General features: G+C 59.9%; 8 protein-coding genes. 4 read left to right on the forward strand and 4 right to left on the reverse strand.

Annotated elements, in window-relative coordinates; all coding sequences use genetic code 11:
• The first annotated feature begins 152 nt into the window (after window positions 1-152).
• From CQR48_RS01075 to CQR48_RS01085, 4 genes are all read left to right on the forward strand, one after another.
• The gene (locus CQR48_RS01075) at window positions 153-635 is read left to right on the forward strand and encodes a type IV pilin protein (RefSeq protein WP_101451697.1); all 483 of its coding nucleotides are present in this window, start codon (window positions 153-155) and stop codon (window positions 633-635) included.
• Between the two features lie 257 nt (window positions 636-892).
• Window positions 893-2,368, forward strand: coding sequence for an MFS transporter (locus CQR48_RS01080; protein ID WP_425513404.1), 1,476 nt, complete (start codon window positions 893-895; stop codon window positions 2,366-2,368).
• 825 nt (window positions 2,369-3,193) lie between these two features.
• Window positions 3,194-3,463, forward strand: coding sequence for a hypothetical protein (locus tag CQR48_RS09230; protein WP_143252443.1), 270 nt, complete (start codon window positions 3,194-3,196; stop codon window positions 3,461-3,463).
• The gene (locus CQR48_RS01085; RefSeq protein ID WP_101451698.1) at window positions 3,463-4,146 is read left to right on the forward strand and encodes a hypothetical protein; all 684 of its coding nucleotides are present in this window, start codon (window positions 3,463-3,465) and stop codon (window positions 4,144-4,146) included. The genes CQR48_RS09230 and CQR48_RS01085 overlap by 1 nt, the downstream gene beginning before the upstream one ends.
• Before the next feature lie 702 nt (window positions 4,147-4,848).
• Here CQR48_RS01085 and CQR48_RS01090 read toward each other — a convergent pair.
• From CQR48_RS01090 to CQR48_RS01105, 4 genes are all read right to left on the reverse strand, one after another.
• Complete coding sequence (locus CQR48_RS01090) at window positions 4,849-5,553, reverse strand: TetR/AcrR family transcriptional regulator (RefSeq protein WP_180334482.1); 705 nt, start codon at window positions 5,551-5,553, stop codon at window positions 4,849-4,851.
• A 173-nt stretch (window positions 5,554-5,726) separates the two neighbouring features.
• Window positions 5,727-7,931 (reverse strand): YhgE/Pip domain-containing protein, encoded by a 2,205-nt coding sequence (locus CQR48_RS01095; RefSeq protein ID WP_180334495.1) that lies wholly within the window; start codon window positions 7,929-7,931, stop codon window positions 5,727-5,729.
• A 5-nt stretch (window positions 7,932-7,936) separates the two neighbouring features.
• Entirely contained in the window at window positions 7,937-10,513 is a 2,577-nt protein-coding gene (locus CQR48_RS01100; RefSeq protein ID WP_101451701.1) for a YhgE/Pip domain-containing protein, read from the reverse strand.
• Between the two features lie 1,407 nt (window positions 10,514-11,920).
• Entirely contained in the window at window positions 11,921-12,835 is a 915-nt protein-coding gene (locus tag CQR48_RS01105; RefSeq protein ID WP_101451702.1) for a hypothetical protein, read from the reverse strand.
• Between the last annotated feature and the right edge of the window lie 142 nt (window positions 12,836-12,977).

The raw sequence follows: 12,977 nt of genomic DNA on the forward strand, positions 1-12,977 counted from the left end.
ATCGAGGGGTTTCGTCTAACAAATGCCATTGGCAATTCAGCGGGTTTCTAGCTCGTATCGAGCTGGCAATGGGAGTATATTTAGTTATATCTTGAGTTATCCTATGGCGGATTGCCCAAGACAAGAAGAGAAATTGTTCTAGGGAGAGNANCATGAAGAGTGTTCAGAACGCGCTGAACCGTCGTAAGAAGGGCGAGAAGGGCTTCACCCTCGTGGAGCTGCTCGTCGTGGTCATCATCATCGGCATCCTCGCCGCTGTGGCCGTCCCGATCTACCTGAACCAGCGTAAGTCCGCGTGGCGTTCCTCGGTCCAGTCCGATGTGAAGAACGCATCGCTCGCACTGGAGACCATTTCCACTGAGAACAACGGCAAGATTAAGATCCCAACCGGCGGTCTGACATGCAACGCACCGTCTTGCGTCATTAGCGTCAATGCTACCACCGGTGAGTTGGCTACTGGGGGTACAACGGGTGAGACAATCACTGTTTCTAAGGACAACGGACTGAAGATTACCGCTGGTACAGACGCCAATAGCTATCAGATTGATGGTTGGAATACGAATCTCAGCGGAAGCGCATCCAGCCCTAACGTGAAGTACAAGTCCTCAAACGGCACGCTGTCCAACGCCAAGTGATTATCTCAGTCGGATTGGAATGCGCGGCAGTTTGTCACGCAAGTGAATGACCTGTATTGAGAGTTTGGCCCCGCACGTTACATGACGTGCGGGGCCAAACGTTGTTCTGAACGCTGTTGGCGACGATTCATGTCACCCGCCCATATACCCATACCGTCAGCAGTGCACGCGAATGCGCGGTAGACTGCTAGAAGGCCGGCAATGGAGTCCGGCAGAGACACGGAGGCGTTCTCATGGATGAGACACAACGCGCAAGCATGCGCACCACCGCTGAATCAGCGGCATCAGACGTATCAGACGCTACCGTCAAGGCGGCGGCAAGCACGCACCAAGCCGCACAACAACAACCCCCGGCAGACACGACTGCAACCAGCCCGCAATCCCTACCCGGCTCCAAAATTCGCGCATTCGCCATCGGCCAGTTCGGCTGGGCGCTCCTGTCCGGCATCATCTCCAACTGGCTCGTGTACTTCTATCAGCCGGACGCCGAAACCATCCGCCAAGGCCAAACCGTCTTCGTGCCGCAAGGCCTCGCCATTCTCGGCATCGTAACCGTGGTCGGCGGCATCACCGCCTTCGCACGGTTCTTCGACGCGTTCGTCGACCCGGCAGTCGCCAGCCTGTCCGACCGATGCCGGTCCCCGCGCGGCCGCCGCATGCCGTTCCTGCGCCTCGCCGCGCTACCGCTCGCCATCATCACCGTGCTCGTGTTCTGGAGCCCGATCAACGGCACCAGCTGGCTGAACGCGGCCTTCTTGTTCGTCGCCGTCATCGCCTACTACGTGGCGCTCACCTTCTACTGCACACCGTACAACGCGCTGATCGCGGAACTCGGCCACAATTCCAAGCAGCAGCTGGCCATTTCCACCGCCATCTCGTTCACGTGGGTTGCCGGTACTGCGCTGGCTTATGTTGCGCCCGTCATCTGGGGTGCGTTCGTGCCGATGATGGGCCGCGTGCCCGCCATTCGGCTCACCTTCACGTTGATGGCGATTGTCGCGTTCATCTGCATGCTCGTGCCGCCGCTCGCCATCGACGAGAAACGCTACGTGCGTTCGCAGCCGACCAGCGAATCGACCATCGAATCGTTGAAACAGACCTTCGGTGACGTGCAATTCCGCCGTTTTGTCGGTTCCGACGTGATCTACTGGGTAGCGATCACCACATTTCAAACCGGATTGCCGTTCTTTGTGACCAGCCTGCTGAAACTGCCCGAATCCGTAACCACCGTGTACTTCGTGCTGATGACCGCGGTATCCGTACTGTTCTACATGCCGGTGAATGTGCTCGCCAACCGCGTAGGCAAGAAGCGGCTGCTGTTGGCCGCGTTCGTGATATTCACGGTCGCGTTCGCCTTCGCAGGGTTGCTCGGCTCCGGCGTAATCAGCGCGATTCCGCCGATGGCGCAGGGCGTGCTGCTGTCAGTGGTCGGCGCGGTGCCGATGGCGGCGTTCGGCATTCTGCCGCAAGCGATCGTCGCGAACATTGCTGATGCCAGCGCCAAAACCACCGGGCAGGACCGTCAAGGCATGTTCTATGCTGCCCGCACCTTCGCCATGAAGATGGGACAGAGCGTGGCGATGCTGCTGTTCACCGGCGTGAGCACCATCGGTGCGGCGGCCGGGACCGGGTACCGTGTCGCGGCGATCTGCGCGGCCGTGTTGTGCGCAATCGGCGGCTTCATCTTCGCATTCTACGACGAGCACAAGGTGCTGGCTGTGCTGGAATCGTGAGTGTGGCGGCGGTGTGGATGTGTGCCGCGTTGCCGTTGTGCCGCGTTGCCGTTGTGCCGCTGCGTAGACGTGCCGGTGTGCCGTCATGCTGGATACCCACCCGCCGTGCGACTGTGTGGTTGCACGGCGGGTGGATTGGTTTGGTTGCCGGAGTGATTGGCGGGGTATCTGGCTGTGGTGCGGCTGCTGTGTTGCATGGCGGACAGGTAGGGCTGGTTTGGGGTTTGGTCGTATCGGTATCTGTCTGTCGTGTGACTGCGCTGTCGCACCGCGGACGATTGCATAGACAAGACTGACCGGTTGGCTGGCTCGGTGCTGCATCGTGTGAGGATTGGCTCACATAGTGCCGGTCTGGCGGTCGGAATCAACCCGCTTGTTGGTCCGAAAGTGTCTCCGTGTGAGGATTCGCTCGCACGGTGCCGGTCCGGCGGTGGGAATCAGCTGGATTGTTGGTCTGGGAGTGTCGTTGTGTGAGGATTGGCTCGCGCTGTGACGGTCAAGACCCCGCGGTTCCTGTAGCCGGGCGATGTCGGGTGTCACTGTGTGAGGATCCGCTCACACAGCGCCGGTCGGTGTGTCCCGTGAGCCGAACGGCTGGGATCTGAGTGGGAGTCAGCGGGACGCGCCCTGGGTGCTGGCGCCTGTCGGCATCGGTATCTCGCCTATCTGTAGTACGTCCCGAGACGCATCTGCGCTATCTGTGTTCGTCATTGCCCGATACCGTGAGTATGATCCGCGGAATATCAACGGTCGTACCCCAGATATCGGCCCGCGGTGAACCCTGATAAGCGAGATACCTTCCGGCAGGTACTACAAATACCGCAGATGCCAACAATTCCACGCGTGGTTTCCCGCTATGCCACATCGGCAATCGGCGAGATGGCGTCCGCGTTGCCCGTCATCAGCCCCGCGTCCCCTGCACTCGTCGTCAACGCGGCAGCTCACAGTCTCCCCAAAACCGCAGTATTTCAGGCGACACGCCGGAGTGTCTCCGATATCGGCGGATTGTCCCGTAGTTACGTCATGAGGAGCGGCGCCATGAAGTCAACAAGCGGCATCGCCCGACATGGAACCTACGGACTAAGGAGAAACTGATGGCACGCAATATCAAAGTCTGCGAATACTGGATTGAAATCCCCGATGGTGGTACTCGTCGTTACATCTGCCCGTTGGATGACGGGTACGGTATTACCGATTCCTTCGGCGACAGGGTTGTGTGGGAAGATTGCCGCGAAATGGAGAGCGTTCTCGACCAGCTTCGAGAACAATACGGCGAGTGCTACGAGTTTGGTTCTGGAATGGTCGAGCTTGATCCGAAGCCGAAATCATGGAATGATAACCCCGAGCCCGTGCCGGACATGCTGCAGCCGTACTACGAGCCGCTTCCCCCACATCATAACGGCACGGTCCATTCGACAACCCGCGCCGCACGCAACGAGACCGCTTTCCGCGACATGCTCAAGAACTCGGGCTCTCGCATGCGGAAGACCGCTGACGGCACGCCGAAGCCGCTTTCGGAAAACACCCAGAATCGGTATTGCTCGGTTCTGGCGCATTCGCACGCCGCTCTCAGCCGCATGGGATGTTCCCGCCGGACGATGAACGCCGTTCCCGACTCCATTCTCTCGTGCAGGACCCTGGATGATGTCCTGCGGGTCAGTGCGGTGCTGAATGCCGACAAGCATTTCCGCGAGCACAGTCGCGACATTGATCACAACAATCTGCGCACCGCGTTGGGCTGGTTCATTGAGTGCGTGAAGCTGGAAGGCCGCCGGTAGAACTGCGCTGTACGGGAGATGCGCAGTGGATGGGAGATGTGCAGTGGGCGGGACGTGCAAGGTGCGTTGGTCGCGAGGGATGGGCGGGAGACAAGCTGCGGGATTGGCATATGGCAATGGGGCAATGGTTTGCCGCGAATGGTGACGGTTGCTGACAACCATGTCAATGTTGCGGTTAATGCGCGAGGTGTCGGGACAAGCAGCGGCTGGGTGCGTTCAAACTCAGTGCATCAGCTGATGTCGCCCTACCGTGGGCGGAAGCTGCGGATTGTCCCGTAGATATCGGTGGCGGCGCTGATGGCTGACTGGTTGATGGCTGGTTGGCTGGTTGTTGTCGCCGCCGCGGCTGGCCCGAGGGGCTGTGCCGGTTGGGACGGCCTGTTGTCGTGTTCCGGGTTGGGAGTTATGCGACTTCGGGTTGTCTAGCCGGGGGATTCTGGTTGCTGTGTGACTGTTGGGTTGCATGGCAGCCGGATACCCGGCTTTACTCTTGGAATTTGGCGGTTATCCGCCCACTGGGCGACTGGGCTGTTGCACGGTGCGCGGGTACTGCCGTGATTTGGCCCACCGACTGGGATATCTGTCTGCCGTGCGACTGGGCGGTCGCACGACGGCCGGGTATCGCCGTGATTCGGCTCGTCGGCCCACTAAGCCCGCCGGACACCGCCCCACTAAGCCGCCGGCCCGCAACCGCCTCGCTCGCTACGCCGCAATCATCGGCCACAGCAGGTCGGTCATCTTCACCGCCCAGGATGCGCTCGTCTCTTCGGTGAGTGCATGGTTCGCCATCATCGAGCCGATGATGGTCGCGAAGATGAAGCTCAGATCCAAGCCGCTCCGGAACACTCCCGCCTGCTGCCCACGGGTGAAGAAGTCGCTGACGTGCTGCTTGACTGGCTGAATCACCTGCGCGACAATCTGCTCAAAATACCCGTTGCTCGCCGACAGCACCACGCCGACGGCTTTCAACCCGATTTCCTCATCGAACTGGCTGGTGATGGATTCGAGCATGCGACGCAGATTGCCACGATTCGGCTCGAGATCCGCGGTATCGAGGATGCTCTCGGGCCATTGCATGGTCCGCAGACGATGCAGCATGTCGTCGGTGTTGCGATACCGGCGGTAAATCGTGGTTTTGGCGACTCCACTACGCCGCGCCACTTCCTCGATGGTCACCGCACCGATGCCTTGTGACGCCACGATTTGCAGTGTCGCTTGCAGGATTTTCCGGTCGGTTTCCTCACGACGCCGTTCGCCGCGTTGCAAATGCGCTTGAATATGCGCTCGCGACTGGGCTCGTTGCGCCGCCCGTTCCGGAGTCTGCGCCGAAGCCACCGCCGTGACGGTCGCCTGTTCCAACGTGGTTGACGCGTCAAGCCGTCTCGATGCTGACGAATTGTCGTCCATGATGTTTCTCTCCCGCTCTCTTCTTACTCTCTGTTCGCTCGTCCGCCTGCCGCACGCTCCACCGTGCGACCGTCGCGCGAGCTGCCGTACGTTCCACCACGCGACTTGCCACATGACCTGCCGCGCGAGCCCCACGTACGGACTCGGTCTCCGCATCACCTACTGCGCATCACCTACTGGATGACATTGGTCGCCTCGAGCGTGTGCGCGTACCAGCGGTTGAACCGCATGACCGGCTTGCGGATCACCAGCCCCACCAGCAGCGCCGGGATGATGAACAGCGCTAACTTGCCCATGGCAATCCAATAGTCGTTGTTGTAGATGCCTGCAATCGCCGCTCGCATCGCCATAATCGAATGCGTGGCCGGCAGGAACGGGCTGATCCACGTGATGAAATCAGGCAGTACCTGCAACGGGTAGCCTCCACCGGAGCCGGAAATCTGCATGGCGAGCATGATGACGCCGATCGCCTTGCCGACGTTGTAGAAGCTCACGACCATCGCATACATGAAGAACGAGTAGACCAGCGAGCTGAGCCACCCGCTGAGCATGAACAGGAGTGGGTGCACGGCATGCACGCGCAGGAACAATAGCGTGCCGCCGCATGAGAAGGTACTTTGCAGCAGCCCCAGCACCGCGAACACTCCGTAATGCCCGAAGAACAGGACTCTGGGTTTCGGGTCGCCAAGCTCTTTGCGGATGCGCGCCGACACTTGCGTCTTGAGGGTCACCGCCATCAGCAGCGCGCCGACCCACAGGGGCAGGAAGGTGTAGAACGGCGTGAGTCCAGTGCCGAAGGTCTCCACAGGGAACAGTGCCTTACGGTTGAGTTTCACCGGTGCCGCAAGCGACGCGGCCAGCGTTTCCGGATTATTGCCGAGCACGCTGCGCACCTCGCTCATATCACCGCTGTTGAGCGCCTGCGCCAGCTTGCTGTTCAAATCATTCAGTTTGGTGCTGTTCTTCTCGAGCAGTTGCGCGGTGGATGTCAGCACGCTGCGCATGTTGGACAGCGCTTTGCCAGCAGTTTTTGACGTGGAATCGAGGTCGCTGAGCGTGGAGTCCAAAGTGTCCGATCCACTGGCGAGCGTGGATGTCACGCTGGAGATCGAATTGTTGATTGATGTGATTTGTGGCCTGATTTCCTTGGTATAGCTGGTTTTCAGGCCGCTGATGGACTGCTTGGCTTGTTTGGCGAGTCCGCTGATTTCGGCGCGTTTCGCTTCTGCATCGGTTTTCCCGGTGTCGATGGCGGTCGCCGCGGTATTGATGGCGTTTCGCACTTGGGTTTGCGCGCTGATCGCCGTGTCAAGCTGCTTGACGATGTTGTCGCGGGCGGTGACGAGCCGGTCGTGCGCCGCGGTGTCGGACATGTCGGGCACGGTGATGCCTGCGATGCTGTCCCTGAGCGCTTGGAATTCCGCGATTTGCTGGTCGACAATGCCCGCCTGTCGTTTGAGCCCCGCGGACGCGTCCGATGCACCTGTCCCCGCACTGTCGAGCGTGGAATCGATGGAATCGGCGACGGCCTGATAGCTTGAACTCGAGTTGGTGAACGCCGTGGTCAGGGCTTTCGACGCCGTGTTGAGAGCGCTGGTGATGTCGCTGATGCCCTGCTTGGTGTCTTTCAGCGAGCTGCTTGCGCTTTTCGCGCTCGCAGAGACGCTGTCCACGAGTTGGTCGGAACTGGAAATCAAGGATTGCGCGGTGTCAGTAAGCCCGGCGAAGGTGTTGAGCATGGATGCGGCGTCGCCCAGTTGCGTCGCCATATCGCCCACATTCGCGTTGAATGTGGTAAGCAGTTTCGATGCCTTTTCGCTGCCAAGTTCATCGGACAGGTCGCTGGCGACACTCAGCGCGACCGTAGCTATGGTCTGCGCGAAGGTCTGGTTGACCTGCGCAGCCACCTGATCGGCACCCTGTCCGGTGATTTTCGGGGCGACGGCGTTGATTTTCTCGTTCGTGTAGTAGGTGAGTTTCGCATGCTGCACGTCGTCGGAGAAGAACGTCATCATGTCCTTGCTGAAACTGGAGGGGATGACTACGGCCGCATAATATTTGCCGGATTTCGCTCCGTCAATCGCATCGTCCTTGGTGGTGATGGTCCAGTCGAGCTGATCGTTGGCTCGCAGCGCGTTGACCACGCTGTCACCGACAGTGACCTTCACCGGGACAAGGCTGCTCTTATACCCCTTGTCGGTGTTCGCGACGGCGATTTTCAGCTGATTGAGGTTGCCGAACGGGTCCCAAGCAGCGGCGACGTTGAACCAGGTGAACAGGCCGGGGATGACGACAAGCCCAATCACGATGATCACCGAGACAACATTGCTGAACATGCGCCGCATATCACCGGTGAAAAGTTTCCATGCTGTTTTCACTGTTTTCATGCGGAATGCCTTCCTATGCGGCTCGGGCGGCTGTCCTGTTCATCGAGCAGGATTTGCTGAATCGCCTCTTCGTCAAGATTGCCTAGGCGCGTCTGCCGTTCGATGTTGTCTTTGATGAGTTCGATGGTCATAAGGAATCCCATGATGAGCAGAATCCAAATCAGCCAGATGACCATGGCGTTGACCTTGCTGCTCGGCGTGAGAATGGACAGCACAACGGCGAGAATCACCGGCACGGCGATACCCGTGATGAGTGCGGCCCGCCTGAGTTTCGGGTACAGCATGGTGAAGCGGGCGGCTCTGCGTTCGATGCGCTCGCGGTACTCGTCCCGTCCGGCCAGTGCGCGGATGATTTGTGTCAGACCATACGTGCGGCCAGGCATCTCCATCTTCTCACTGACGACCATGTCGCCTTCCTCAAGTTCGCGCGTGAACAGGCGGTTGAGATTGGCGGTTTTCGGCCGCAACCACAGGCCGAGAATGAAGAACGCGACGGCGAAGATCATGAGTTTGGCAATGTCGTCGAGCCATTGACCGTCGTAGAAGCCGGCGATGCATTCACGCAGCGCGCCGATCGCGTAGGTGAACGGGAACAGCTGATACACCTTGCGGAAGAAGCTCGGCATCATCTCAATAGGATACAAGCCGGTTCCGCCCGGAATCTGCACCATAACCAAGGCGATGGCGATGCCTTTGCCGATGTGGAGGAAGGTGGTGGCCAGCGCGTAGATGATGCTGTGGTAGACGAGCGCGACGATGATGCCGGTGCCTACGAACGCGAACGGATTGACCGCCTGCACGCCGAGCAGCATTTCACCGACTGTCGTGGTGATGCCTTGCCCGGCGGCGAGGATGGCGAGCAGCAGCCATCGGCCCCAATAGCGTTCGCCTGGGGTGATGTTTTCGATGCCGTCGTCATCGGCTTCGGTGCGCAGAATCACGGTGAGCGCGAAAGCTCCCACCCATAGGGCGAGCGCGGTGAACAGGGGCGCCATGGCTGAGCCGTATGAATTCACCGGGAAGAGGGTTTTTGTGGAGAGCACGGTGGGGGAGAGCATGAAATCGGAGATCTTCTTGGCGTCAAGTTTGCCGTTCTCCCCGAGGATGTTGCTCAGCGCGTTGGATGTGCTCAGCGCGGTCAGATCCGTGGCCAGGGTGTCTACTTTGTTTTGTACACGGTCAAGGCTGTCGCCGGCGCTGCTGATGGCGCTGCGCGTGCTGGCAGCGGACTGGTCCAGCTGGTCGAGCACGGTGTTGACTTGTGTGATTAGTGAATCCTGCCCGGTGACCAGGGCACTCAGGGTTGCGCTGGTCGAGGCGAGGCTGCTTAGCCCGCTGTTGAGCTTTGGCAGGGCCTTCGTGTTGATGGTGTTGCGGGCTTTGTCGGTTGATTGCAGCGTGTTCTGCGTGGCGTCGTTGAGCGATTGTGATGCCGTAGTGCCGGCGGTGACCGTGTCGTTGATGTCGCGGTTCAGGTTGTTCAAATCGCTGATGGAACCTTGCAGATTGTCGTTCTGTTGTTGGAGGCGTTTGAGCGCTGCGGTGCCGGCGTCGGTGGCGACTCCGGCATGGTTCAGGTCGGTGTTCAGCTCAGTCAGTTCTGTGATGATGGTGGCGTTCGTGTCGCTGACGTTCTGGGCGGCGTCGAGCGCGGTCTGGACCGAGCCGTTCGCCTTGGTCAGCGCCGTGCCGAGGGCGGCGACGGTGAGACTGGTCTGCGAACTGGCTTGCGACAGCAGGCTTGAGCTGGTGTCAAGCGTGGTTGAGGATTCCGATGTGAAGGTGTTGATGCTGGTCTGCGTGGTTTTCAGTAGTTGCGAGGTGCCTGTCAGTCCGTTGCCGGCTTGGGCCGCCAGCTGGGTTGCGGTGTTTAAGGACGCGCGTGCTGCCGACGTTTTCGTGGGTACCTGCGCGAGTGTCGTGTCAAGGTCGGTCATGGTCTGGCGTATGGTCGCCAGGTTGTTGGACGTGGTCCTGAGATCTTTGGCCGCGCTCCCGCCTGCGGTGGACGCCTGGTCGTCGATGGTGTCGGCGGTTTTGTTGACGATGTTGACAATCGCTTTGCTTGCTGTGGACACGAAATTGCTGTTGATCTGCTGATCAAGCGTGTTGGCGCCGGTGTCGGTGACTTTGGTGGCCACGGAGTTGGCTTTTTCGTTGACGTAATAGCTCAGTTCGGGCCTATCGCCGCTGCCGGTGACCACGTTGACGAGCGAATCGCTGAAATCGGACGGGATGATGATCGCCGCATAGCAACGTTCGGATTCGACGCTTTCCAAGGCGTGGCTTTCGCTCATGAAGGTCCAGCCGATTTGCTTATTCTTCTTCAGCTCGGCCACGACCTGTTTGCCTGCGTTCAGGTTGCCGGTAAGCGTGCTGGTGGTGCCTTTGTCTTTGTTGGCGACGGCGACTTTGATGCCGTTGGTGTTGTTGTACGGGTTCCAGAAGCCGCGCACGTTGAACCACGCGTACATCGGCGGAATGAGGCACAGGCCGAAAGCAATCACCCAAGCAGTGGGGGCTTTGATCCAGCGCAGCAGATCGCGGCGCAGGATTTTCAACGCATTCCTCATATGGCGGCCCCTTGCTTGTTTGACGTGCATACCTTAATGGTAAAAGCGATACGCGACACGTAGCGCTACGAGATAAGTAGCGTAACGGCGGGTGTGGAAGAGTTCGCTGCCGGATTGACGCTTCTGCGCGTGTCGTCTCGGTGTGTCTAGATATGCTGCGTCCGGTTCTGGGGCTGATGATTTGTTCCGGGGTGGGTTCGGTGGGACTGATTCGGGGATTGGACTCCGAAATCGGATTTGGTCCGAGGAAAACACTGGAATCAATGTGCACCTGGCTGTGCGGCCGGTTGGCTGTGATCAAAGAGCCTTGGTGTCCCGCTGTTTTCGTGTGGACGCGGTTGGAACCGTCTGCCGCAGTGGCCGCTACCTGTGGACCAGTTCGGAGATTGGCCGTCGAGATTGGATTTGGTTCGGCTTCGGGGCTGTGGCCGGTTTGGCGGCTGGCTGATCATGGTCCGAGAACCGCGGGATTCCGCCGTTTCCGGATTGATACGGATTGCGTCCATCTGCCGGACCACCTGTTTCCGTGGACTGATTCGGGGATCGGATCTCGAGATCGGATTCGGTACGAGGGGAACACTGGAATCAGTGTGTGCCTTGCTGCACGGCCGGCCGATTTTAATCGACGAACCGCGGGATTCCGCTGGTTCCGGCTGTGTACGGGCGGCGATTGTCTGTCGCAGGCGCCGCTGTCTTGGACTGGTTCGGAGATTGGACCTCGAGATTGGATTTGGTTCGGCTTCGGAGCCGTGACCGGTTTGGCGGCCGGCTGCTCATGGTCTGGGAACCACGGGATTCCGCCGTTTTAGGATGAATGTCGATTGTGTCCGTCTGCCGAACCGCCTGTTTCCGTGGACTGATCCGGAAATCGAACACCGAAATCGGATTCGGGCCGAGGAGAACACTGGAATCGATGTGTGTCCGACTGTGCGACTGATCGGCGATAATCAAAGAACCTTGGTATTCCGCCGTTCTCGGCTGGGTACGGTTTGCGGGCGCGTGTTGCGACGGACGGCCGTGCGGACTGGATTGGGAATCAGACGTTGAAACCCGATCCAGTCCACGACGGGAGTGCGGCGGATATTGACGCATCTGAGCCCTGGTGTCGCAGCGAAGGTCGACGGCCTTGAGAACTGCCGCAGTCATGCGGATTCGCAGTCGCTGAAATCGTATAGTCGTGCGGTCTATGCAGACATGCAGATTGCACAGTCATGCAAATCATACAGTCGTGCGGATCATGCAGTCGCGTACGCCGTGCAGTCGTGCATATCGTGCAATCGCGCAGATTGCACAGTCATGCAAATCACGCAGCCGCGGCGCGCAATCGTGTGGACCCGCGCAGCCGCGTATTCCAAGGGGCCGCGTGGCTCGCATAGCCCGACCGCTCACTTGCGCCCGCCCACTCACTCACATGCTGCCGGTGTCGTTGAAGATGCTGCTTCCGCCAAGTCCGAGTCCAAGACTGCTGTCATCGCTGGACGAGCTTGAGCCGTCGCTTTCGGATCCGTTGCTTGATCCGCTGCTCGGCCCGGACCCGGAGCCGTTCGAGCTGCCCGGCATCATGCGCCCGTAGCTGTACGGCTGCACGATTTGCTGCTGACGACTGGGCGTGGCCGCGCGCACGATGAATCCGCCTGCAACGCCGCCGAGTAGTCCGCAGATCAGTGCCGCCACGGCCGCGAACACGATGGTGCCGGTGTTGAGACTGGCGAGGAAGGTGCGGATTTTTGACGGCTTTTTCGGCTTCTTCTGGGTGCCCGTCGGTGCGGGGTACGCTCCGGGAACCCCGTACGGCGACTGATATTGCGGTTGCTGTGGGTAGGGCTGCTGCGGGTAAGACTGGGGTGCATACCCGTACGGTGATGCTTGCGGCGGGACCTGCGCCTGACCTGCACCGGCTGCTTGACCCGCCCTAGCCGCTTGGCCGGCGCCGCTCACTTGTTTGTTCTGCTCTGGCGCCGGCGATGGCCGATGAGGCTGCCCGCCCGGGGCCTGCCGTGCCTGTGCTGAGGCTTTGGCGACGGCATCTGCCGGTTGCGCTTCGCCGCGATGCGTGGCAGCCCAGTTCCAGGAAACCCCGTCGATGCCCGGGGCTTCTGCGGTGTCGCCGTTCGCCGTGACACCGGTATTCGTCGTCTTGCCGTTGGACGGTTTGCCTGCGGGCGCATTCACGACGGATGCCTTGCCGCCGTTGGTTTTCCCGCCCGTTACAGATGCCTTCGCGTCGGTGATCGGCTGTGTCTGCTGCACGTCCTGAATCTGCTGGGTTTCCTGTGCGTCTTGGTTCTGCCGGTCTTGCGGATTCTGCTGATCTGCACTCATGCTATGTTCCCTTCAATGTCGGTTCGCTGTCCTCGCCGTGCCGCGGTAGTCGCGACTTGTCGCGGACCGCCGAGCCATGTTACCCGGCTTCCATATTGATTTCAGCTAACCTCATCAACCCTTGGATGCACTGCCAATCGGC

The sequence above is a fragment of the Bifidobacterium thermophilum genome (assembly GCF_002846655.1).
GTDB lineage: Bacteria > Actinomycetota > Actinomycetes > Actinomycetales > Bifidobacteriaceae > Bifidobacterium > Bifidobacterium thermophilum.